Annotated in this window: 11 protein-coding genes; 7 read left to right on the forward strand and 4 right to left on the reverse strand. The window is 67.8% G+C overall.

Annotated elements, in window-relative coordinates; translation table 11 throughout:
- Positions 1 to 100 precede the first annotated feature (100 nt).
- Positions 101 to 1,255: a GGDEF domain-containing protein gene (locus DFS21_RS10300; protein ID WP_111532243.1), complete on the forward strand. Its 1,155-nt coding sequence runs from the start codon at positions 101 to 103 to the stop codon at positions 1,253 to 1,255.
- 1 nt (position 1,256) lies between these two features.
- Here the strand turns inward: DFS21_RS10300 and DFS21_RS10305 are convergent, their stop codons facing one another.
- Positions 1,257 to 1,580, reverse strand: coding sequence for a DUF2790 domain-containing protein (locus tag DFS21_RS10305; protein WP_046856021.1), 324 nt, complete (start codon positions 1,578 to 1,580; stop codon positions 1,257 to 1,259).
- 278 nt (positions 1,581 to 1,858) lie between these two features.
- On the opposite strand from DFS21_RS10305, the gene DFS21_RS10310 reads away from it, so the two are divergent.
- Positions 1,859 to 3,202 (forward strand): OprD family porin, encoded by a 1,344-nt coding sequence (locus tag DFS21_RS10310; RefSeq protein ID WP_111532244.1) that lies wholly within the window; start codon positions 1,859 to 1,861, stop codon positions 3,200 to 3,202.
- A 99-nt stretch (positions 3,203 to 3,301) separates the two neighbouring features.
- On the opposite strand, the gene DFS21_RS10315 is transcribed toward DFS21_RS10310, so the two are convergent.
- Positions 3,302 to 4,675 (reverse strand): MFS transporter, encoded by a 1,374-nt coding sequence (locus DFS21_RS10315; RefSeq protein ID WP_111532245.1) that lies wholly within the window; start codon positions 4,673 to 4,675, stop codon positions 3,302 to 3,304.
- A 393-nt stretch (positions 4,676 to 5,068) separates the two neighbouring features.
- On the opposite strand from DFS21_RS10315, the gene quiC reads away from it, so the two are divergent.
- Together quiC and DFS21_RS10325 are read left to right on the forward strand one after the other, a co-directional pair.
- Positions 5,069 to 6,976 (forward strand): 3-dehydroshikimate dehydratase QuiC, encoded by a 1,908-nt coding sequence (gene quiC, locus DFS21_RS10320; protein WP_110701611.1) that lies wholly within the window; start codon positions 5,069 to 5,071, stop codon positions 6,974 to 6,976.
- A gap of 126 nt (positions 6,977 to 7,102) precedes the next feature.
- Positions 7,103 to 7,765: a TetR/AcrR family transcriptional regulator gene (locus DFS21_RS10325; RefSeq protein ID WP_102683763.1), complete on the forward strand. Its 663-nt coding sequence runs from the start codon at positions 7,103 to 7,105 to the stop codon at positions 7,763 to 7,765.
- A gap of 71 nt (positions 7,766 to 7,836) precedes the next feature.
- Here DFS21_RS10325 and DFS21_RS10330 read toward each other — a convergent pair whose 3' ends face one another.
- Both DFS21_RS10330 and aroQ read right to left on the reverse strand, forming a co-directional pair.
- A complete protein-coding gene (locus DFS21_RS10330; RefSeq protein ID WP_111532246.1) occupies positions 7,837 to 8,682 on the reverse strand; it encodes a shikimate dehydrogenase in 846 nt (281 codons plus the stop codon).
- Positions 8,679 to 9,128 (reverse strand): type II 3-dehydroquinate dehydratase, encoded by a 450-nt coding sequence (gene aroQ, locus DFS21_RS10335; RefSeq protein ID WP_110701615.1) that lies wholly within the window; start codon positions 9,126 to 9,128, stop codon positions 8,679 to 8,681. Before aroQ ends, DFS21_RS10330 begins: the two co-directional genes overlap by 4 nt.
- A gap of 216 nt (positions 9,129 to 9,344) precedes the next feature.
- Between aroQ and mqo the strand changes: the two genes are divergently transcribed.
- The 3 genes from mqo to DFS21_RS10350 all read left to right on the forward strand — a co-directional run bounded on the left by mqo (position 9,345) and on the right by DFS21_RS10350 (position 25,125).
- Positions 9,345 to 10,919, forward strand: a complete 1,575-nt coding sequence (gene mqo, locus DFS21_RS10340; RefSeq protein ID WP_110701617.1) for a malate dehydrogenase (quinone) — start codon at positions 9,345 to 9,347, stop codon at positions 10,917 to 10,919.
- Positions 10,920 to 11,268: 349 nt separating this feature from the next.
- Complete coding sequence (locus tag DFS21_RS10345; RefSeq protein WP_102683759.1) at positions 11,269 to 12,417, forward strand: substrate-binding domain-containing protein; 1,149 nt, start codon at positions 11,269 to 11,271, stop codon at positions 12,415 to 12,417.
- Between the two features lie 207 nt (positions 12,418 to 12,624).
- Positions 12,625 to 25,125: a filamentous hemagglutinin family protein gene (locus tag DFS21_RS10350; protein WP_111532247.1), complete on the forward strand. Its 12,501-nt coding sequence runs from the start codon at positions 12,625 to 12,627 to the stop codon at positions 25,123 to 25,125.
- Positions 25,126 to 25,152 lie beyond the last annotated feature (27 nt).

Here is a 25,152-nt window from a genome sequence, read left to right on the forward strand (position 1 = left end):
GAATGCCATCATTTGGATATCATTTATGCCTGTGCATTGACCCTTGAACGCATACAATCACCGTTCTGAACGGTAACCCAGATACAGGCCACTTCCACCCATGGCGTTCGACGCTTCCACCATGCTGACCCTCACCATCGCCCTGGCCGCGGCCGCCGCGCTGTATCTGGCCGTGGAGTGGCGCAGCGTGCGCGAGTCTTCGCTGCTGTGCTGGAGCGCCAGCTTCGCCACCATCAGCGTCGGTTCCTCGCTCGCCTTGCTGCGTGGCAGCGGTTATCTGTTCATCGGCATCTGGTTCGCCAACGGCATGCTGGTGGCCGCCCACTGGCTGTTCCTGCTGGGGGTGTCACGCTTTACCGAAACCCGTCTGTCACGGCTCTGCTACCTGGCCCCGCTGGCCTGGCTGAGCCTGTTGCTGCTGCCGCAGTGGCCCACCTGGTCGAAGACCTTCCTGGTGGCCAACTCGCTGCTGGTCGCCGCGTTCACCCTGTACGCCAGCGCGTTGCTGCGCCCGCACGGCAAGTCGTTCAGCGTCGGCGCGGTGCAGTTGCGCTGTATCCTGCTGCTGCACGGGCTGTTCTACTTGGCCAAGACGCTACCGGCGCTGCTGCCGGGAACGCTGATCGACCTGACCGCGTTTCGCGGTCAGATCATCCAGGTGTCGCTGGTGGAGGGGGCCATGGCGATCATGCTGATCGCCCTGTCGATGACCGGCACCGTGCGCTACCGCCGCGAGGAGCGCATCGAGCGCCTGGCCGCGCGCGATCCGCTGACCGCGCTGTACAACCGCCGCGCCCTGGAAATGCGCGCGGCGAGCCTGTTCAACGAGGTTTCCCCGGCAAACCCCGGGGCCTTGCTGCTGATCGACATCGACCACTTCAAGCTGGTCAACGACCTGCATGGGCATGCCGCCGGCGACCACCTGCTGGTGGCATTGAGCGAGATGATCCGGGCCATGCTGCCGGAGCGGGCGATCGCCGCACGGCTGGGCGGCGACGAGTTCGTGATCCTCCTGGCCGGGGCTTCGCGCGACGCCATCCAGCGCCTGGCCGAGGCCCTGCGCCAGCAGTTCCAGGGCACCGCCGAACAGGCATTCCGCACCCCCGAGGCGGTGACCCTGAGCATCGGCGCCAATCTGTTCGACCGCCCGCCGGCCAGCCTGGCGGCGTTGATCGAGCAAGGCGACGTGCTGCTGTACGCCTCCAAGCGCAGCGGGCGCAACAGCCTGCAACTGGTGGACGGGCTGCGCGGCTGAACTACTTGTTGTTGATGCACTGCGACTGCACCGCGTAGCGCACGGTGCGCAAGGTGCCCTGGCTGTCTTCGAAGGTCATCAGCCGCGGTACCACCTCGCAGGTGCGCGGGTCGCCCGATTGGCGGACGAGGCGGGCAACGTCGAGCTTCATGCCATAGCGGTAGTCGACGATCTCCGGCATGGGCTTCGCCCGCTTGGCCGCATAGGCCGCCACGGCCTGCTGGTGGTCCGCCAGCAGCTGTTCGCTGTCCAGCCTGGAAAAGCCGCTGGCCTGGGTCGAGAGGGAAAGCGCCAGCAGGGCGGCGGTGAGGGTCGGTCGTAGCATGGTCGTGCCTCCGAAAAATTCGTTTCGCAGACCACGCTAGCGATGCCCGGCAAACAGGGGCATGACGGCCGGGTTACAGATCTGAAAGCTGGGCGCGCACGCGGCTCCCCCCGCTGCGCATGACACGATTGTAATGCCCCCATCACCTTCCCGTTATCCGCCAGCGGCGAGCATCAGGCTCGGCCAATGGGGCTGGGTGCGTGCGCATCTGGCCAGACCAGGGAGGCTCCAGCGCCAGGGTCTGACAACAAGAACAGCCGCAATCGAAGGAGCAGTGGATGAAGAGCAATCCGACACTTTCCCTGGCCGCCCTGGTCGCGCTGGCCGGCTTCGGCCCGGCGGCCTGGGCCGCAGAAGAGCAGAAGGAAGGGTTCATCGAGGGCAGCCGCCTGAGCGTGCTCAACCGCAATTACTATTTCAATCGTGACCATCGTGATGGCCCGGCCCCCACCTACAACAGCGGCAAGGACAGCGGCAACGGCTACTCCGAAGCCTGGGCCCATGCCGTGATCACCCGCTTCGAGTCCGGCTTCACCCAAGGCACGGTGGGCGTCGGGGTGGACGCCTTCGCCATGCTCGGGCTCAAGCTCGACACCGGTGGCGGGCGCAACGGTGGGCGCAGCTCGTTCGACGTGCTGCCGGTGGACCGCGATGGCCAGGCCCGCGACGAATACACCAAGCTCGGCGGCGCGGCCAAGGTGCGCCTGTTCGACACCGTGCTGCGGGTGGGCGATGTGTTCCCGGTCAACCCGGTGGTGGCGGCCGGCGACTCGCGGCTGTTACCGGAAAGTTTTCGCGGCGTGACCCTGGAGAACACCAGTGTGCAAGGCCTGATGCTGCAGGCCGGGCGCCTGCACGCCATGAGCCAGCCGGTGTCCAGCGACTTGCGCGACAACTTCGTGACGTTCTACGGCGGCCCGGTGGATTCGCCGTGGATCGCCTACGGCGGTGGCGACTACGCGATCAACGAAAACGTCAGCGTCAGCCTGTTCGGCAGTCGCTTGAAGGATGTGTGGAACCAGTACTACGCCGGCACCAGCGTGACCTGGCCGCTGTCGGATGAGCTGGCGCTGATCGGCGGGTTCAATTTCTACAACGCCAGGGACGAAGGACGTCAGCGCCTGGGCCAGTTCGACAACGACATCTGGAGCGCCAAGCTCGGCGTGCGCTACGGCGCCCATACCCTGGCCCTGACCCACCAGCGCAACAACGGCGACGACGACTTCGACTACCTGCGCCAGTCCGATTCGATCTTCCTCGACAACTCCATCCAGTACAGCGACTTCAACTCGCCGAAAGAGCGCTCATGGATGCTGCGCTACGACTTGAACATGGCCGCCTACGGTGTGCCGGGGCTGTCGTTCATGACCCGCTATGGCCGTGGCAGCGACGCCGACTACAGCCATGCCAACGCCTACTACATGCGCCGCGATGGCAACGGCGACCCGCTCACCGACCAGAAGCGCTGGGAGCGCGACATCGAGATCAAGTACGTGGTGCAGACCGGCGCGGCCAAGGACCTGGCACTGCGCGTGCGCCAGGCCACCACCCGGGCGACAGCCTTCGAGTCGGACCTGGACGAGGTACGGGTGATCGTCGAGTACCCGTTGTCGATTCTCTGAACCACCCGGATTCACCTTGAGAAGCCCCTGTGCTCCTTTGGTTGCGGGGGAATGTCTTGACGCCTCTGACGAGGCGTCTTTCTTTCGGCACCGCCGATGTCAGTGGCCGAACGCTTTCAGGTTGCCCTTGCGGCTCGCTTCATAGGCTTCCCGTGCCATGGGTTGTGCCTGCGGGTTGCCCAGGTCTTCCATAGCCAGTCGGTGGGTTTCCGGTGCCAGGTAGGCGGCCAGCGCGCACACGCAGGTGATGAGGAACGCCAGCCCGCCGACCACCAGCGGGATATTGTCCGAGCCCGGCGGCGCGACTGCGGCGAACAACGCCGGCAGCATGGCGGTGATCATGGTGCCGAGGTTCTGCGCGATGGCCATGGCCGAGACCCGGTAGCGGGTGTGGAACAGCTCTGGGTAGAAGCTCGGGAACACCGCGTTATAGCCCTGGTAGACCATGCCCCACATGATGATCGAGGCGGCGAAGGCCAGCGGCACGTTCTGGATGCTGATCGCATACAGGTAGACGAACGCCAGCAGGCCCGAGCCCAGGCAACCGGCGATCATGGTCGGGCGCCGGCCGATCCTGTCGCTGAGGTTGCCGACGAAGGGGATCACCAGCACCGCGACGATGTTGCCCACCACCGGGATCCACAGGTACACGCTCTTGTCAAAGCCGATGCCGTAGGCCGGCTGCACCGCGTAGGCGGCGCCGAAGATGGTGGCGACCACCGGGATCACGTTCATCAGCGCCATGAACATCACCAGCACCATGTGCTTCCAGCTGTGGCGGAAGGCCTCGCTGATCGGCGACTTGGCCACCTTGTCCTGTTTCTCTTCCCTAACGAAGGCCGGGGTCTCGTGGACCTCCTTGCGGATGATGAAACCAGCCACCAGCACCAGCGCGCTCATCAGGAACGGAATGCGCCAGCCCCAGTCGTTGAAGGCCTCGCTGGGCATGAAGTAGGCCAGCGGCAGGAACACCGCGGCGGCCATCACCTGGCCGGCCTGCACCCCTTGCAGGGTGTAGCTGGCGTAGTAACCACGCCGGCCGAACGGCGCGTGCTCCATGATCATCGAGCTGGCGCCGGAGATCTCGCCGGCCACGGCGAAGCCCTGGACCAGGCGCAGCAGGACCAGCAGTGCCGGGGCCAGCAGGCCGACATCGTGGTAGGTCGGCAGCAGGCCTACGGCCATGGTCGAAAGACCCATGAGGAACATGCACAGCAGCAGCACGTTCTTGCGCCCGCGGGTATCGCCCCAGTGGCCAAGCACGAAGGCGCCCACCGGGCGCGCCAGGTAACCCACGCCGTAGGTGGCCAGCGAGGCGATGATGGCCATCTTCGGGTCGGCGGACGGGAAGAAGATCTGCGGGAAGATCAGCGCCGCGGCCTGGGCGTAGATGAAGAAGTCGTAGTACTCGAGGGCAGAGCCGATCCATCCGCTGGCGGTGGCTTTCTTGGCTTGGGAACTTGAGCGGGCCATGTTGTCTCCGTTGTTCTTGTCAGGGGCCGGATTGGTCAGCGCTTGAGGCGCGGGCAGGGGCTGTGTGGAGAAGACGAACGAGGCGGCGCGGATCGCAGGGCGAGCAAGGTGTGCATAGGTCGGTACCCGTTTTCTTGAACTTATTATGTGGTGACGTTGGGTATTGCAGCGCAGGTTCCGCCGAACGACCGGCGTGGCGGCGGGAAGGGGCGGCGGGCCTGCGACTGGTGTTCATGGTTGTTCACGGGGGTGGGTGACGCAATTCGCTGGAACGGGTTTTGTTCGGTAATCGAACAAAAACTAACTGTTCCGTACAAAGTTCGTTGCCGGGGCGACTTTACCTGCGAATAATCGATCGTGCCAGGCCTCACTCAATAACAAGGAATACCCGCCATGCACCGTTCGATTGCCACCGTTTCCTTGAGCGGCACCCTGCCGGAAAAGCTCGAAGCCATCGCCGCCGCCGGTTTCGACGGCGTCGAGATCTTCGAGAACGATCTGCTGTACTACGCCGGCAGCCCCCGCGAAGTGCGCCAGTTGTGCGCGGACCTGGGGCTGGCCATTACCCTGTTCCAGCCGTTCCGCGATTTCGAGGGCTGCCGCCGCGACCGCCTGCGCAAGAATCTCGACCGCGCCGAGCGCAAGTTCGACCTGATGCAGGAGCTAGGCACCGACTTGGTGCTGGTGTGCAGTAATGTCCAGCCCGACGCCCTGGGCGACGAACAGTTGCTGGTGGACGACCTGCGCCTGCTCGCCGAACATGCCGGCGCGCGGGGCCTGCGCATCGGCTACGAGGCCCTGGCCTGGGGGCGCCACGTCAATACCTGGCAACAGGTGTGGAACCTGGTGCGCCAGGCCGACCACCCGGCACTGGGGGTGATCCTCGACAGCTTCCATACGCTGTCGCTCAGGGGCGACCCCAGCGGCATCCGCGATATCCCTGGCGAGAAGATCTTCTTCGTGCAGATGGCCGATGCGCCGATCCTGGCCATGGATGTGTTGGAGTGGAGCCGGCACTTCCGCTGCTTCCCCGGCCAGGGGGAAATGGACCTGGCGGGCTTCCTGGCGCCGATCCTGGCCAGCGGCTATCGCGGCCCGTTGTCGCTGGAGATCTTCAATGACGGTTTCCGCGCGGCGCCAACTCGGCAGAACGCCGCCGATGGCCTGCGCTCGCTGCTGTACCTGGAGGAGAAGACCCGCCGCCAGCTCGAGCGCGAGGCGCGGGCGGTCGAGCCGGGCGTGCTGTTCGCGCCGCCGGCCGCCAGCCGCTACGACGGCGTGGAGTTCCTCGAGTTCGCCGTCGACGAGGCGGTCGGCGCACGCCTGGGCGCCTGGCTCAAGCGCCTGGGCTTCGCCGAGGCCGGCGAGCACCGCAGCAAGGCCGTACGTCTGCTGCGCCAGGGCGATATCAACATCGTCCTCAATGGTGAACCTTATTCGTTCGCCCACAACTTCTTCGAAGCCCATGGCCCGTCACTGTGCGCCACGGCCTTGCGGGTCAACGCTGGCCAGGACGCCCTGCAGCGCGCCATGGCCTACCGTGGCCAGCCGTTCCGCGGCCTGGTCGGCCCCAACGAGCGCGAGATCCCGGCGGTGCGCGCACCGGACGGCAGCCTGTTGTACCTGGTGCAGCCCGACGGCAACGGTCAGACCCTCTACGACACCGATTTCCGCCTGGACCCGACAGCCCGCGCCAGTGGTGGCCTCAAGCGAATCGATCACATGGCCCTGGCGTTGCCGGCCGAGGCGCTGGACAGCTGGGTGCTGTTCTACAAGAGCCTGTTCGACTTCACCGCCGACGACGAGGTGGTGTTGCCCGACCCCTATGGCCTGGTCAAGAGCCGTGCCCTGCGCAGCCACTGCGGCACCCTGCGGCTGCCACTGAACATCTCGGAAAACCGCAACACCGCCATCGCCCATGCCCTGGACAGTTATCGCGGCTCGGGCGTGCACCACGTCGCCTTTGACTGTGACGACATCTTCCGCGAGGTGGCCAGGGCCAAGGAAGCCGGCGTGCCGTTGCTGGAAATCCCGCTGAACTACTACGACGACCTGGCGGCGCGCTTCGACTTCGATGACGAGTTCCTCAGCGAGCTGGCGTATTACAACGTGCTGTACGACCGCGATGCCCAGGGCGGCGAGCTGTTCCACGTGTACTCCGAGCCGTTCGAAGGGCGGTTCTTCTTCGAGGTCCTGCAGCGCAAGGGCGGCTATGCCGGCTATGGCGCGGCCAACGTGGCGGTGCGCCTGGCAGCGATGGCCAAGGCGCGCAGCGGGGCAGGGCGCAAGGTGGTGTTGTGAGCGAGGCCCTTGGCCGGCGACGGCGCCTCTAGGCCAAACCTGACCAGCCGACCAACACCGCGCTTCCCAGCATCGCCCGGCTCACGGATAATCGCCCGGATTACTACAACGAGCCTGTGAGTCGGTATGAGTGATTCGGTCGTCAAGCCTGAAGTCGAAGGCCTGCGCAAGACGCGCAAGAACAATCCGGAAAAGACCCGCGAGAACATTCTCCAGGCCGCCATCACCGAGTTCGTCCAGCAGGGCCTGGCGGGCGCCCGGGTCGATGCCATTGCCGAGCGCACCGCCACCTCCAAGCGCATGATCTACTACTACTTCGGCAGCAAGGAGCAGTTGTACGTCGAGTGCCTGGTCAAGCTCTACGGCGACATTCGCAAGACCGAGCACAGCCTGGACCTCGACTCGCTGGCGCCCGAGCAGGCGATCCAGCGCCTGGTGGAGTTCACCTTCGACCACCACGCCAACAACGTCGATTTCGTGCGCATTGTCTGCACCGAGAACATCCACTACGGCGAGTACGTCAAGCAGTCGCCGGTGATCCGCGAAATGAGCAGCATGGTGCTCGACGCGCTGGGCAAGATTCTCGCCCGTGGCGTTGCCCAGGGCGTGTTCCGCCCCGGCATCGAAGTGATCGACCTGCATATGCTGATGAGCTCGTTCTGCTTCTACCGGGTGTCCAACCGCCATACCTTTGGCGACATCTTCCAGATCGACCTGTCCGACGAGCAGGTCAAGCAGCGTCACAAGCAGGTAATCTGCGAGGCGGTGATGCGTTACATCAAGGCCTGAATGCAAGCGCGGGGCAAGCCCGCTCCCTCTTTCATGGGAGCGGGCTTGCCCCGCGATGAGCTGCCTGGCGACTAGAAACTGGCGAAATGCGCCTGCATCCGCGCGGCATCCGCCGGGCGCCCACTGAACAGCTCGAACGCCTTGACCGCCTGGAACACTGCCATGGTGCCGCCATCGAGGGTGCGACAGCCCAGGGCCCGGGCCTGGCGCAACAGCTCGGTCTCCAGCGGAAAATAGATGATCTCCGCCACCCAAAGCCCTGCGTGCAGCAACGCCGGCGGCAAGGGGGTGCCCGGCAGCTTGGCCATGCCCACGGGCGTGGTGTTGACCAGGCCATCGGCGCCGGCCAGGGTCTCGGCCAGATCGTTGCCGAGCATGGCGCGGCCCGCGCCGAAGCGCTGTGTGAGATTGTCCACCAGCGCTTTGGCGCGGGCCGGATCCACCTCGAACACGTGCAGTTGCTCGACGCCTTCGGCCAACAGTGCGTGAGCCACCGCCGCGCCCGCGCCACCCGCGCCCAGCTGCACCACGCGGCGTCTGGCCACCCCGGGCAGGCCCCGGCGCAGACCTTCGGCAAAGCCCAGGCAGTCTGTGTTGTGGCCGACCCGCCTGCCATCGTGCAGCACCACGGTGTTCACCGCGCCGATGCCGCGGGCCTCGTCCGACAGTTCGTCGAGCAACGGCAGGATCGCCTGCTTGAACGGAAAGGTGATGTTGAGCCCGCTGAACCCGGTGTGTTGGGCCGCGTCGAGCAACGCGGGCAGGGCGCTGTCGTCCAAGCCCAGCTGGTCGGCGTCGATCAGCCGGTACAGGTAGCGCAGCGCCTGGGCGTCGCCTTCGCGCTCGTGCAGCGCCGGTGTGCGCGAGGCCTGGATGCCACGGCCGATGAGGCCGGCGAGGATGCCTTGGGTGCTCATGCCGCGTGCTCGCGCAGGTGTTCGCTGAAATAGCCCAGGGCCATGCGGTAGCCCTGGCTGCCAAGGCCGCAGATGACTCCCACGGCGATGCTGGAGACGAACGACAGGTGACGGAACGGCTCGCGCTTGTGCACGTTGGACAGGTGCACTTCGATCACCGGCAGTTCACTGGCCACCAGAGCGTCGCGGATGGCCACCGAGGTGTGGGTCCAGGCGGCGGGGTTGATCACGATGCCGTGGCAGCGGCCACGGGCGGCGTGAATCCAGTCGAGCAGCTCGCCTTCGTGGTTGGTCTGGCGGAACTCCAGTTCCAGGCCCAGTTCGCGGGCACTGCCGGCGCAAAGGCTGGCAAGGTCGGCAAGGGTTTCATGGCCGTACTGGGTAGGTTCGCGGGTACCCAGCAGGTTGAGGTTGGGGCCGTTGAGCACGAGGATTCGGGGTGTCATGGCGGGTATCGCTTTGTTGTTTTTGAATACTCCGATATTTGTACTATCTGGTTAGTTTCGTCAAATCCCGAAGGATTGAAAACGGGCGATTATCGAACTGGGTGGACTGGCCTTGTCGCGGGGCAAGGGATCAGAAAACACTGCGACCATGCCCGAGCAAAACACTCGGCTAAGCTTGTCCTCCAGGCGCACGGAATGACCAAAACGGGAGAGCACATGAACCTCTACAAAACGCCCAGATGGGCATTGGCGGCCCTCACCCTGGCCCTGGGGCTGCATGCCCAGGCCGCCGACAACAAGCGCGTCGATGTGCTGCTGGTGGGCGGCGGCATCATGAGTTCCACCCTGGCGGTGTGGCTCAACGAGCTGGAGCCGGGCTGGTCGATGCAGATGGTCGAGCGCCTGGACAAGGTGGCCGAGGAAAGCTCCAACGGCTGGAACAATGCCGGCACCGGTCACTCGGCGCTGGCCGAGCTCAACTACACGCCGGAGAAGGACGGCAAGATCGACATCAGCAAGGCGGTGGAGATCAACGAGTCGTTCCAGGTCACCCGTCAGTTCCTCGCCTGGCAGGTCAAGCAGGGCGTGCTGAAGAACCCGCGCTCGTTCATCAATACCACGCCGCACATGAGTTTCGTCTGGGGCGACGACAACATCCGCTTCCTCAAGAAACGCTACGAGGCGTTGCAGGCCAGCCCGCTGTTCAAGCCGATGCAGTACTCCGAGGATCACGCGCAGATCGCCAAATGGGTGCCGCTGATGATGCAAGGGCGCGACCCCAACCAGAAGCTCGCCGTCACCTGGACGCCGATCGGCACCGATGTCAATTTCGGCGAGATCACCCGCCAGTACGTGGGCTACCTGCAGACCCGGCCGAACTTCGACCTCAAGCTGTCCAGCGAGGTGCAGGACATCACCCGTAACGACGACGGCAGCTGGCACGTCGAGTACAAGAACCTCAAGGACGGCGGCACCGCGAGCACCGACGCCAAGTTCCTGTTCATCGGTGCCGGCGGCGCCGCGCTGCACCTGCTGCAGAAGTCGGGCATCGACGAGGCCAAGGACTACGCCGGCTTCCCGGTGGGCGGCTCGTTCCTGGTCACCGACAACCCGGCCATCGCCCAGCGCCACATGGCCAAGGCCTACGGCATCGCCGCCACCGGCGCGCCACCCATGTCGGTGCCGCACCTGGACACCCGGGTACTCGATGGCAAACGCATGATCCTGTTCGGGCCGTTCGCCACCTTCTCCACCAAGTTCCTCAAGGAGGGCTCGCTGCTCGACCTGTTCGCCAGCATGTCGCTGCACAACACCTGGCCGATGGTGCGGGTCGGGGTGCGCGAGTTCGACCTGGTGCAATACCTGATCGGCCAGCTGATGCAGTCCGACGACGACCGCTTTGCCGCGCTGCAGACCTACTTCCCCGAGGCGAAGAAGGAAGACTGGCGCCTGTGGCAGGCCGGGCAGCGGGTGCAGATCATCAAGAAGGACGACAACCTGGGCGGGGTGCTGAAGCTGGGTACCGAGGTGGTCACCGCCAAGGACGGCAGCATCGCCGGTCTGCTCGGCGCCTCGCCGGGCGCCTCGACCGCGCCGCCGATCATGCTCGACCTGCTGAACAAGGTGTTCAAGGACAAGGTGGCCACGCCTGAGTGGCAGGCGAAGATCAAGCAGATCATCCCCTCCTATGGCATCCGCCTGAACGAGCACCCCGACAAGGTCCAGGAAGAGTGGACCTATACCAGCGAACTCCTGCAACTGGCATCGCCCAGCGAGGTGGCCGCGCCCTGAAAGTCCGGCCATGACCAACCGGCCACTGGGAAGTGGCCGGCGCTGGCACACAGTTTTTTCTCCCCTTGGCCCAACTCCCGAGTGCCTGATTCGCCATCCTCCGGAGCGTCCCCTCCCGTACCGCCTGCGCCGGCTCATGGCCAGCCCGCCGCACACCCGAAAAGCGCCCGCCGACACCCGAGCTTTTCCCCGCCGAACTCCCGATGTTTTTTCCTTTGCCTGTCACCACAAGCTGCGAATGTTGGCCCCGTGGACAGGCCTCAGCCCCTCTGGATCAGGGTATACGGCCTGTGGCCACACCAATGCGCGACCCACTCAACGTATGAACACGACGATAGGAGATTGCTTCATGTTTAAGCGTACTGTGATCGCCGCCTCCCTGGTGGCTGCTACCCTGGCTTCGGCCCAATCCATGGCTGCTGTTGTCGGTGGCGGCGCCACCCTGCCGGAAAACCTCTACAACGGCACCTCGAGCCTGCCGCGCCTGCTGCCGGCCGACTTCAGCTACACCGGTGTCGGCAGTGGTGGCGGCAAGACGGCGTTCCTGACCAACGCAGCGGCCTCGATCAACCAGCCGGCCGGCACCAACGTCGACTTCGCCGGCAGCGACTCGGTCCTGAGCGCCTCGGAGCTGTCGACCTACAACAGCAGCAAGGCCGCCACCTGGGGCAAGCTGGTGCAGATCCCATCGGTGGGCACCTCCGTTGCCATTCCCTACAAGAAGTCGGGCGTGACCAACCTGCAACTGACCGGCGCCCAGCTGTGCGGCGTGTTCTCCGGTACCACCACCACCTGGGGCCAGCTGCTGGGCACCGCCGACGCCACGCCGATCAAGGTCATCTACCGCTCCGGCAGCAGCGGCACCACCGAGCTGCTGTCGCGCTTCCTGGCTGACGCCTGCCCATCGTCCTTCGTGGTCAGCAGCACCTTCACCACCGCCAACGTCGGCAGCGAACCGGCCACCTGGCAAGCCGTCGCCGGCAGCGCCGATGTGGTCAACGCGGTCAACGCCACCGATGGCACCATCGGCTACGTCAGCCCTGACTATGTCGCCACCGGCAACAACGCCGTGGTCGCCCGCGTCAGCAAGAACGCCATGGCCGCCGGTACCGCCCCACTGCCAACCGCCGCCAACGCCCGCACCGCCCTGGGTACCGCTGTCGCCCCGAGCACCGCAGCCGACCGCGCCGACCCAAGCAAGTGGGTGCCGATCTTCAACGCCGGTGGCGTGGTACCGACTTCGGGCTATCCGATCGTCGGCTACACCAACCTGCTGGTCGGCCAGTGCTACCAGACCGCCGCCGATGCCACCGCCATCCGCAGCTTCCTGAACGATCTGTACACCGGTGCCAAGGCCGCCACCATCGCCCAGCACTCCTTCGTCAGCCTGCCGGCCGCCTACGCCGCCGAGATCAAGAAGGTGTTCCTGGACAACGGCTACAACGAAGGCACCAACATCGCCAACGCTTCGGTCTGCAACGGTATCGGCCGTCTGTAAGCGTCACGCGAAGCGCCAAGCCCGCAACGGGCGGACAACCGACGGTGGCCGGCACGGCACCGTCGGTTTTCGCGTGTGCGCGTACCCCAGGCAGATGAACTTTGCATGACAAAGCTTCGGTCCGCGCCCGGGCCGACTGCCTTATGGCAAAGCGGCATCACGGCCGCACCGACCTGCCTTCCATGACCCTGCACAAGGAACCCTGCAATGTCGCGCGGCCAGCACCAGCCAGACCTACCAGCCACCGTCGCCCGCCGGCGTCGCCAGCCTGCAGGCCACGCGCCGATGCTGCTCAAGCCCTTGGCCCAGGCCATCGCACTGTTGTTGCTGTCCGGCACGGCCCAGGCCGCGCAGCCGTTCAGCTCGGCCTGGTTCGCGGCCAAGGGCGCCGCGCCCGCAGCCGGTGGCGGCGCGGCAGCGGGCCACGTGCAACTGCCCGGCGCGCCACCTCCGCTGGCCCAGCAGCAGCGCCTGCAGCAACGGTTCCAGCGCTCCCTGGGCAACCTCGACAACACCGTGGCCGCCATCGCCGCGCAGCAGGCGGCGCAGGCCGCCGGCCGCACCCTGGCGCAGGTGCAGCCGCAGACCGTGCCCAACGGCCTGGGCGAGGGCGGCCTGAAGGTCGACGAGAACCCGCTGACCAAGGGCTGGCAGAACGCCAAGGCGCCGCAGCAGAGCCAGGTGGGCGGCAAGACCCAGGTGCTGATCGAACAGACCGCCGACAAGGCGATCCTCAACTGGGAAACCTTCAACGTTGGCCGCGACACCACGGTCAAGTTCGACCAGCAGGCGCAGTGGGCGGTACTCAACCGGGTCAACGACCCCAACGCCCGGCCGAGCCAGATCCACGGCCAGATCGAGGCCCAGGGCACGGTGATGCTGCTCAACCGCAATGGCGTGGTATTCAACGGCAGCAGCCAGGTCAACGTGCGCAACCTGGTGGCGGCGGCGGCGCAGGTCAGCGACGAGCAGTTCCGCGAACGCGGGCTGTATGTCGACAGCAACGGCAGCCAGGCCACCTTCACCCAGGCCGGCGGCAAGGTCGTGGTGCAACGGGGCGCGCAACTGCAGACCCGCGCCCCAGCCACCTCCACCGAGGGCGGCGGCTATGTGCTGCTGCTGGGCAGCGAGGTGAGCAACGAAGGCCAGATCATCACACCCCAGGGCCAGGCAACGCTTGCCGCCGGTGACGACTTCTACATCCGCCGGGGCAGGGGCACCCAGGCCAACGCCTTCTCCACCACCCGCGGCAATGAGGTCGCCAGCAGCCTGAAGCCCGGCAGCAGCGCCGGCAACGTGGTCAACAACGGACTGATCCAGGCGGCGGGCGGCGATATCACCCTGACCGGCCATGCCGTGCGCCAGGATGGCGTGGCCCTTGCCAGCACCGCGGTGGACCGGCGCGGCAGCATCCACCTGCTCAACTCGGCCAGCGACACCAGCGGCACGGTCAGTTTCGGCAAGGGCAGCGTCACCGCCGTGCTGCTCGACGACAGTCAGGCCCTGGACAGCCAGCGCGAGGCCTCGCGGCAGGGGGTGGATGGGGTCAGCGGCAACAATGCCACGGGCCGCTTCGACAACCTGAGCAAGGTCATCGACCGCCCCGAGCAGTCGCGGGTGGAGGTGGTCAGCGGTGGCACCGTGCATTTCCAGGAAGGCGCCCTGACCCTGGCCACCGGTGGCCAGGTGGCCGTCAGCGCCGGGCTGCGCAGCCTGGTGGACGATGGCGCGCGCATCGACGTGGCCGGGGCCCTCGGGGTCAAGGTCGCCATGGAAAGCAATGTCATCAAGATCAACGTGCAGGGCAACGAACAGCGCGACGCGGCCGGCAACCGTGACAAGGGCGGCCTGATCAACCGCGATGTGTGGGTGGACGTGCGTGAGCTGGTGCATGTGGAAAAGGGCGTCAACGGCTACGCCAGCGAGCGCTGGTACACCGCCGGTGGCCTGCTCGAGGTGGGCGGCTACCTGGGCACGCGCAACCACAGCGTCGGCGAGTGGATGGCCCAGGGCGGCACGGTGACCTTCACCGGCCAGGACCTGGTGACCCGCGCCGGCGCCGAGATCAACTTGTCTGGCGGCACCCTGGCGGTGCAGGACGGCTACATCCGCCAGAGCTGGCTGCGCGGTGAGGACGGCCGGCTTTACGAACTGTCGAAGGCCCCGGGCGACCTGCTCTACACCGGCCTGTACAACGGCTACGAGGCGCACAGCGCGCGTTGGGACCAGACCCGCACCTTCTACAACCCGCTGATTGCCCCCGGCCAGCGTTACGAGCAGGGTTATACCGTGGGCCGCGACGCCGGCAGCCTGGTGGTGGCGACCCAGAGCGCGCTGCTCGACGGCCAGTTGCTCGGCCAGACCTGGCAGGACGAGCGCCAGGTGCAGGCGCCGGTACGCGGGCGCGACGGCTATCGCCAGGTGCACACCGCCCGGGCCCAGGGCGCGCAACTGGTGATCGGCCAACAGCTGCCCGGCTACCTCAGCGACGCCAAGGAGCTCGGCTTCAGCCTGACCCCGGTCATGCAGCAGGTGCTGATACGCCAGGGCGCCGGGGGGCAGAGCGCCGACGTCGGCCTGCAGGCACCGTTGGACGAGCAGCGCCGTGGCCAGCTGGCACTCGACAGCGACTGGCTCAACGGCCTGGAGCTGGGTGGTTTGAGCGTTGCCGCCCAACAGCGCATCGAGGTCGATGATGCCGTGCGCCTGGCCGATGGCGGCAGCCTGACCTTCTATGCCCCGCAGGTCCAGGTCAATGCCGACCTGACCGCCAGGGGCGGGCAGATGGTCCTGGGTGATGTGCTCCGTCAACGTGTTCTCGCCGGCCTGCAGGACCAGGCGCTGGCCACCCCGGCAGGGCTGCGCGCGCAGGTCGGCGTGGCCGCCGGGGCGCGCCTGGATGTCAGCGGTCTGCGCAGCGAGGGCACCGACCCGGGTGAGCGCGCCTGGCGCAACGGTGGCAGCCTGAGCCTGCGTAGCAGCGGCGATGTGCTGCTGGACAACGGCAGCGTGCTGGACGTATCCGGCGGTGTGGTACGCCGCGAGGGCAACCGCCTGCTCGGTGGCAGTGGCGGCAACCTGACCTTGCAGAGTAGCGCGCTGGACAACAGCGGCACCGGGCGCATGCGCCTCGATGGCGAGCTGCGCGGCTACGGCAGCAGTGGCGCAGGCACCCTGACCCTGGCCGCCGAGCGGGTGAGTGTGGGGGGCAGCGGGCAGGGCGAGACCGGCGTGCACTTGGCCGAGGATTTCTTCAACCGTGGTTTCGCTCATTACGCCATCACCGGCAACCATGGCCTGAGTGTGGCCGCTGGCAGCCGTATCGACGTCACCCGGCCGGTGGAGCAACTCGACGCCAGCCGGCCGCTCGGCGATCCGGCGCTGATCGTGTTGGCGCCGCTGTTGGCACAGAACGCGGTGGCCGGCAAGCTGGAGCCGCGCGCTGGCGCGAGCCTGGCCCTGGCGGCGGGTGATAGCCGCTTCGACCAGGCGAGCCGTGAAGCGGCGGTGCTCGAGGTCGGGCGCGGCGCGACGATCAGCGTCGACCCCTTGCAGTCCATCAGCCTGACCAGCACCGCGCAGTTGAACCTGAACGGTACCCTCAATGCCTGGGGCGGCAGTGTCAGCCTGCTGCAGCAATGGTTGCCGACCATGGACTCCGGCGTGACGGAAGGGGCGCACCAGCGCTCGATCCGCCTGGGTGACCAGGCCCTGATCGATGTGTCCGGGCGGGCGTTCACCGCGCTGGATGCGCAAGGTCGCCGTTATGGTCGGGTCGACGATGGCGGCAGCATCGTGATCGGCGGGCAGATCGACCATGACCAGGGCACCAGCAACGGCGCCTACCTGTTCCTGGACATGGCCGAGGGCGCTCGCCTGCGCGCCGATGGTGCCCAGGCCACGCTGGATATCCGTGGCCAAGGGCCGCTGGCCATGGCCAGCAACGGCGGGCGCATCAGCCTGGCGTCGAGCCACGGGCTGCGCCTGAACGGCAGCTTCAGCGCCGCTTCCGGTGGTCTTGGCGCCGCAGGCGGCAGCCTGGAGGTGGCGCTGGATAGCGGTCTCTACCTCAACGGTAGCCTGGTCGACGCCGTCAAGGCGCCACGCGAGCTGGTGCTCGGCCAAGGCGCGGCCAATGCCGAGCAAGGGCCGCTGCGCTATGGCCAGGGGCGGCTCGACGTTGCTCAGGTTGCTGCGGGGGGCTTCGACAGCTTGTCGCTGCTCAGCGATGGTGTAGTGGCCTTCGAGGGTGACCTGGACCTGCGCATGGCCCGTAGCCTGCAGCTGTACACCGGCTCGCTGGTGCTGGCCCAGAGCAGTGCCGGCGATGCCCGTGTGCACTTGCAGGCGCCCTATGTGCGGCTTGCCGGCAGCAACCATCGCAGCGCCGACCAGGCGACCCGGCCGACCCTCAAGGGCGGGCTGTCGATGCAAGACAGCGCGGCGCTGTTGCAGGTCGACGCCCACCTTCTGGACCTGCGCGATGCCATGACCTTGGGCGCCCATGGCAGCCTGGCGCTGGCCGCCGGTGGTTCATTGGACTTCGACCGCCGAGGTTTTGCCTTGGGTAGCCTGCGCAGCCAGGGCGACCTGCGGGTGCTGGGCAAGGTTGGCGAGGGCACCGACAGGACCCTGCTGCGCAGCAATGCCGACCTGGAGCTGCTCGCCGCGCAGATCTACCCGACCACCGGCGCCTTCGGCCAGATCGAGACGGCCAGCGACGCCACCTTGCGCATCGGCAGGGCTGGGCAAGGCACGCCCGACCAGCCGTTCTCGGTGTTCGGCCGGCTGGCGCTGGTCGCCGGCAAGGTCGAGCAGGGCGGTGTGCTGCGCGCGCCCCTCGGCGGGCTGTCGCTGGGGCAGGAAACGGGGGGCACCAAGTCCGTCACCCTGCTGCCGGGCAGCATCACCTCGGTCAGCGCGGCAGGGCTGGTCATGCCCTACGGCGGGACGGTGGATGGCCTGAGCTACCTGTTCGCAGGCCTGGCGGTGAAGCTGCTGGGCGCGGCGGGCGACAGCCTGTATGGGGTATCGCTCAACGGCAAGTCCATCGACATCCGCCAGGACGCGCTGATCGACCTGTCCGGAGGCGGCACGCTGACCGGCGCCGGCTTCGTCTCCGGGCGTGGCGGCTCCACCGACGCCCGCTACCATCCGCTGATGCAACTCGATGGCGAGGGCCGCCTGGTCCTGCCCACGCTGGGCAGCAACCCGGTCTACGCCATTGTGCCGAGCTTCACCGGCCCTTACGCGCCGGTGACCGGCGAGGCCGGCGTGACGGCGCCGGGGATCGGCCAGCAGATCACCCTGGATGGCAGCGTTCCTGGCCTGGCGGCGGGTACCTACACCTTGCTGCCGGCCAGCTTTGCGCTGCTGCCGGGGGCGTTCAGGGTCGAGCTCAATGGCCTGGCCATGGCCGGGGGCAGCGCTGCCAGCCTGGCGATGCGCAACGGCTCCTGGACTACCACGGGCAGCCTGTCGGTGGCCAACACCGGTATCCGCCAGCCGCTGTCGAGCCAGGTGATCCTGACCTCGGGCGACGTGTTGCGGCGCTATTCGCAGTACAACGAAACGTCCTACGCCGCCTTCGCCCGTGCCGATGCCTCGGCCAAGGGCGTGCCGCGCGCGGCGATCGAGGCCGATGGCAAGTGGCTGAACCTGCGGGTGCAGGGCAACAACGAGGCCGCCAGTACCTTGCGCGTCGCCGGCCGGGTGAACTTCGCCGCCGCCGAAGGCGGTCATGCCGGCAGCGCGGCAGTGTTCGGCGCCCGCGGCCTTGAGGTGGTGGCCGATGGTGGCGCCGGCCAGGCCAGCGGCGAGAACATCGCGGTGCTGTCGGCCCGCGAGCTCAATGCCTTGCAGGCACCCCGGCTGACCTTGGGCGGCCGCGCCAACGTACTCTACGGCCAGGGCGGCAACCAGATGACCTTCCTCGAAGGCACCAGCGATATCTGGCTGCGTTCGGGGGCGGTGCTGCAGGCCGGTGAAGTGTTCCTGACCAACAACGACCCGCGTGGCAGCATCGTCGTCGAGCAGGGGGCCGGGATCGTCACCCTTGGCCGAGGCGCGGTGCCTTTCGATGCCGATGACGGCTACTTCATCAACAGCAACGGCCGTGCCTTGCTGGCGGTGTCCAACGGCCGGCTGGATGTGGTGTCGTCGCAGTTCACCAGCAGCTGGTCGCCGGGCTCCATCCTCATTGGCGGTTGCAGCGCCGGCGGTTGCCAGGGCACCACCCGGCTGTACTCGGAAGGCTCGTTGTTCGCCGCCACCGACAAGACCTTCAGTCTCGATGACGGGGTGGCCTTCGGGACCCGGCACCTGGGCCTGGCGGTCGGGCGGATCAACGTCGGCAGCGCCGACGCGCTGGCTCGCGCCCTGGCGGACGGCGTGCTGGGCCAGGGCCTGACCCTCAACCAGCAAGTGCTCGACCGTCTGCTGCAGGGCAGCCCGGCCGAGGCTGTGCCGGCACTGGAGACCCTGACCCTGGCGGCGTCCGACTCGCTGAACTTCTTCGGCACCACGGCGCTCGACACCTACGACCCGGTCACCGGCAAGAACCGCCTGCAGGCGCTGGTGCTCGGCGTGCCGGCCATTTATGGCCATGGCCAGGCCGGCGACCAGGCGACCATTCGCACCGAACGGCTGATCTGGAGCGGTGCGCGCAACGCCGCGGGCGCGCCGATCGCAGGCGGGGCCGGCAGTGGCGATGGCCTGCTGGCGATCCGTGTCAAGGACCTGGAATTCGGTTACGGCGCCAACAGCCAGCCCGATGGCAGCGCCGACATGGCGCGCCAGACCCTGGGCTTCAGCCGCGTGGAACTGCACGCCAGCCACCAGGTGAGCGCCAACCACAAGGGCAGCCTGCTGGTCCACCACCGCCGTGGTGACTACCAGGCCGACGGCAGCTTCGCCTACAGCGGCGGTGACCTGCTGGTGGACACACCGCTGTGGACCGGCAGCGCCGGCTCGCTCAATCGTATCGAGGCCGGTGGCACCCTGCGCGTGCAGGGCGGCGGTGGCACCCTGGCCAGCGGTCGTCAGGCCCTGGGCGCCGAGCTGAGCCTGAAGGCGCGGCAACTGCTGGTCGATGGCACCTTCAGCCTGCCCAGCGGCCGCCTGACCCTGCAGGCGCTGGACGACCTGCGCCTGGGTGACGCCGCACGGCTGGACCTGGCCGGGCGTACCTTGACCCTCAACGACGTCACCCAGTACAGCTGGGGCGGCGAGCTGGTGCTGGGCAGCCAGTTCGGCGACATTCACCAGGCCGCTGGCGCGCTGATCGACCTCAGTGCCCGCGGCAACCGCGCCGGGCGGCTGACGGCCATTGCCCTGGGCGAGCAGGGTGGGCGCATCGAACTGCTCGGCCAGATCCTCGGCGCGGCCAGTGGCCGTTACGACGCCACCGGCACGCAGGTCCCGTACGCGGGCGGGGTGGTCGATATCCGCGCCCGGCAACTGGACGACTTTGCCGGCCTCAACCAGCGCCTGAACCGCGACCAGGTGTTCGGTGCGCGCAGCTTCCAGATCAAGCAGGGTGACCTGGTGATCGGCGATGAGCTCAAGGCCCAGCAGATCAACCTGTCGCTGGACAACGGGCAGCTCACGGTCAACGGCCATGTCGATGCCAGCGGCGAGCAGGTTGGCAGCATCCGCCTGGCCGCCAATCGAGGCCTGACCCTGGGCGCCGGGGCCTTGCTTGACGCCCATGGCAGTGTGCTGCGGGTCGACAGCTATGGCGCGATCATCGATGCGCCCAACCGCGCCGTGGTCGAGCTCAGCAGTGGCCAGGGCCAGTTGACCTTGGCCAGCGGCGCACGCATCGACCTGCGCCACGGTACCGCCTCCGGGCAGGGCGATGGCCGCCAGCGCGGCACCCTGGAGCTGATCGCCCCGCGCCTGGGCAGCGATACGGCGGGCGATATCGCCATCGACGTGCGTGGCCCAGTGGACATTCTCGGCGCGCGCTCCATCGCCGTGGTCGGCAACCAGCGCTACACCGACGCGGCGCCGGGCGGCACTTCGGCCAGTGGCCGGCCGATCCAGGTCATCGACCAGGACTACTTGACCCGCAAGCACGACCAGAGTGTGCTGTTCATCGACAACCTGCTGCGCAACCGTGACCTGCTCGACGTGCGCCTGGCCGGGCTGAACAACGCCCGCTACGCCCAGGCCCTGCACCTGCGCCCGGGCGTGGAGATCGCCACGGTCGATGCCGGCACCGACCTGGTGGTGCAGGGTGATCTGGACCTGTCTGGCCACCGCTACGCCAGCCTCAACCCGCTGACGCCGAAGACTGCTGTCCACGGTTCGGGCGAGGTGGGCAACCTGGTGCTGCGCGCCGGCGGCAACCTGGAGGTGTATGGCAGCATCAGTGACGGCTTCATGCCGCTGGACCTGGCCAGCGACGAAGCGCGCATGGACGGCAAGGGCTGGTTGCTGCTGCCCGGCAAGCAGCCGTTCGACAGCGACCTGGTGATCCCGCGCAGCGGCGTCGAGCTGGCCGAGGGCACGCAGTTCCCCGAAGGCAGCCTGCTCAACTTCGACCTGCCGTTCGCCGCCACCACCTTGCCGGCCAACCTGCGGCTGCCCAGCGCCATGAGCCTGTCCACACCGCTGACCCTGCCCGCGGGCACGGTACTCGAGGCCGCGGTACGCGACGCTGGCGGCAACCTGTTGTACGCCGCCGGCACGCTGCTGCGCGAGGCGGTCACCCTGGCCTTGGGCACGCGCCTGGACGCCGGCAGCCGCCTGCCGGTCAGCGTGGCTGTGCAGGGCGGTATCTGGAGCAAGGGCATCGCCCTGCCCAGTGGCGGCCTTACCCAAGGCAGCGCGCTCACCCTGGCCGTTGGCTCGCGGCTGCCGGCGGGCACCGATGTCAAGCTCGCCGCAGGCGTCGACCTGATCGAGCTGCGCCCCGCAAGCAATGGCCAGCAGGGGCGCAACTGGGCGCTGGCGCAGATGCTGCCGGCAGGCTCGCAGTCGTGGTCGATGCGCCTGGTGGCCGGCGCCGACCTGGACGCCGCCGACAGCCGCATCACCCGCGCCGACACCGATGCCGGCGTGCTGCGCCTGGCCGACCTGCACTACATCGCGCAGCAGAAGCGCAGCGGTGGCGGGGCTGGCGGCACCGGCATGGTCTGGGGGCCGGACAACACCTACGGCATGGAGCCCGGTACCCCGGTAGCCCCCGAGGACCTGGCGTTGTGCGACATCGCCGGTTGGTGCGAGCCGGCGGTGAAGACCATCAAGGTGTGGGGCCCCGACAACACCTACGGCATAGAGCCGGGCACGCCGGTGGCGCCCGAGGACCTGGTGTTGTGCGACATCGCCGGCTGGTGCGTGGACCAGACGCTGGGGGGCAAGAAGCTCTGGGTCTGGGGGCCGGACAACACCTATGGCATGGAGCCCGGCACCCCGGTGGCCGACGCCGACATGGAGTTGTGCTCGATCCCCGGCTGGTGCGTGGAGATCGACGCGCCGACCGAGCCCGAGCGTATCGAGGTCACGCCGCACACCCTGATGTTCAGCGTGTTGCGCACCGGTACCGGCGACCTTGACCTGCTCAGTGCCGGCGACTGGCGCATGGACTCGCTGTTCGGCGTCTACACCGCCGGCACCCAGGCGCCGTCGCTGTGGCGCGACGGCGTCGATCCGCACCAGCTCGCCCGTGGCCGGCTGGCCGACGGCAGCGTGCTCGGCAGCGCCGGCGCGCCCTATGAGGCGCTGACCGAAAGCCTGTACCGCGCCTGGTATCCGGAGCAGGGCGGCAACCTGCGGATCACGGCCGGGGGCGATCTTGCCGGCAACCTGGTGGCGAGCAAGACCGGCGGCGCCCTCTCCAGGCCGCAAGTGGCATCGGCCGCGCTGGGCAACTGGCTGTGGCGCCAGGGCCAGACCAGTGCCGATACCCCGGCGGCGTGGTGGGTCAACTTCGGCACCTTCGCCCAGCAGCCCCAGGCCTTGGTGGCAGAACCTTGGCTGGTGGGCTTCACCGGCATCGGCACCCTGGGGGGTGGCAACCTGGACGTCGGCGTGGGTGGCTCGGCCGGCCTGTTGCAGGCCAGCAACACCGCAGGCGTCGAGGCCGAGCGCAGCCAGGGCCTGAACCTGGTGGTCGGCGGCAGCGGCCGGATCGTCGAGGATGGTCGCCTGGTGCAGACCGGCGGCGGCGACCTGAACCTGCGGGTGGCCGGTGGCATCAACCCGGCGTCCGCGGCACTGGAGATGGCGCGGGTCACCCCCGACCTGGGCGGCACGCTGGTCAACCTGCGGGGTGCGCTGAATGTCCAGGCGGGCAGCGTCGGGGTGGTCAGGCAGGTGTATGGCAGCAGCTTCGCCTTCAATGACAGCAGCGAGTCGCGCGCCTACGACCCCTATACCTCGACCAAGGCCGCGGCGCTGGGGGGGCTGACGCTCATGCCTGGTGATGCCGCGGTGCGCCTGGACAGCCGCGGCGACCTGGTCGTGCAGGGTGTCGGTGACCCGGGCCGGGTGCCGCAGTTCAACATGACCGGCTTCCTCGGCGACAACGGTGTGCGCTATGCCGGGCAGGGCAACAGCTGGTTCTCGTTGTGGCGCGAGACCACCGCCGTGGACATGCTCGCCCTGGGCGGCAATGTCACGCCGGTGAGCTTCGATGAGCTGCGTCCGGGCCGTAACCTGCCGCTCTACGGTGGCCGCCTGTTCTACCCGACGGCGCTGCGGGTGACGGCGGCCAACGGCAGCCTGTACTACGGCAGTTCGGCCAGCGAGCGTGGCATCGCCACCTCCGCCTATTCGTTGATGACCGCACCTTCGGCGCGCAGCGCTTTGCAACTGATCGCCGGTGAGTCGATCTACGCCGGCGGCTATGTGATCAGCCAGGCGGGCACCGACACCTCGGCCATCGCCACGCCGCAACGGCCGGCAATGCTTGGCCAGGACTTCTCGTACGTGTACCAGGCCAGCAACCTGAGCGCGGATATCGCCGCGAGCCTGGATGCGTCGCCGCTGTTCACCTATGGCCTGAACACCTACAAGGCCGGGTCGCGGCCGCAGACACCCGCGCGCTTCTATGCCCTGGCCGGGGATATCGTCGGCTTGAACACCGGCGAGATCATCGAGTACCAGCAGACCGGGCTCAAGCTGTACCAGGGCGCGGGGCCGGTGCGGGTGATGGCCGGGCGCGACATCGTCAACGCCGGCAAGGCGCTGGGCGTCGAGCGCTTCGGCGCGCCGGGCATGGTGGCGGGGGACCAGGGCAACGTCTATTCCTCGGGCAACCTGGTCATCCATGGCGATGCCCTGGATGTCTCGCTGATCAGCGCCGGGCGCGACATTCGCCTAAGCACCTTCAATGTTGCCGGGCCCGGCCAGCTGGAGGTGGTCGCCGGGCGCAACCTGTTCCAGTCCGGCCAGGGCGTGGGCTCGGCTTACCAGGAGGCGGCGATCAACAGTATCGGCCGGGTCGATGGCAGTGGTGGCGGCAACGATGGCGCGGCTATCGCCATCGTCGTCGGCGCCGGCAAGGCCGGCCCGGACTACCAGCGTCTGCTCGAGCGCTACCTCGGTGCGGAGCAGCCCGCCGACAGCGGCCAGGCGGACAACGTGTTCAAGCGCTATGACCTGGAGCTGCAGGCCTGGCTGCGCGAACGCTTCGGCTTCAGCGGCGACAGCGCCGACAGCCGCGCCTACTTTGCCGCCTTGCCCGCCGAGCAGCAGCGCATCTTCGCCCGCCAGGTCTACTTCAGCGAGCTGCGTGAAGGCGGACGCGAGTACAACGACGTCAACGGCCCGCGTACCGGCAGCTACCTGCGCGGTCGCCAGGCGATCGCCGCGTTGTTCCCCGACAAGGACGTGGCCGGCAATCCGATCCGCTACGACGGCAGCGCCACCGTCTACGGCGGCGCGGGCATCCACACCGATTTCGGCGGCGGCATCCAGGTGCTGACCCCAGGTGGCCAGCAGGTGTTCGGCATCGAGGGCGAAGCGCCGCCGTCCACCGCCGGGGTGATCACCCAGGGCAGCGGTGACATCCAGCTGTACTCCCAGGGCAGCATCCTGCTCGGCCAGAGCCGGATCATGACCACCTTCGGCGGCTCGATCCTCGGCTGGTCGGCCCAGGGCGACATCAACGCCGGCCGCGGCTCGAAGACCACCGTGGTGTACACGCCGCCCAAGCGCACCTACGACCTGTGGGGTAACGTCGGCCTGGCGCCGAGCGTGCCGAGCACCGGTGCTGGCATTGCCACGCTCAACCCGATTGCCGAGGTGGCGCCGGGGGATATCGACCTGATCGCACCGTTGGGCACCATCGATGCCGGCGAGGCGGGGATCCGCGTGTCGGGCAACGTCAACATCGCCGCGCTGCAGGTGGTCAACGCTGCCAACATCCAGGTGCAGGGCGATGCCAAGGGCATGCCGGAGGTGGCCGCGGTGAATACCGGGGCGATCGCTTCGGCCAGCGCCGCGGCGTCGTCGGCGAGCCAGGCGGCCGAGGAGGCGGGCCGCCAGCAACAGGCCGCGTCGCGTCAGCGCCAGCCATCGGTGATCACCGTGCAGGTGCTGGGCTTCGGTGGCGAGCGGCTGGTGCCGGGGCAGGACGGGGCGAGCCTTAATCCGCAGTACAACCGCCAGAGCCCAGTGCAGGTACTGGGCGCGGGGGCGCTGGATGAGCGGGCCAAGGCGCAATTGACCGAGGAGGAGCGGGGCAACCTGTTGCTGTGAGGGGCCGCGCTACGGCCCCTGGTTGGC

The organism is Pseudomonas sp. 2848 (assembly GCF_003253945.1).
Lineage (GTDB): Bacteria > Pseudomonadota > Gammaproteobacteria > Pseudomonadales > Pseudomonadaceae > Aquipseudomonas.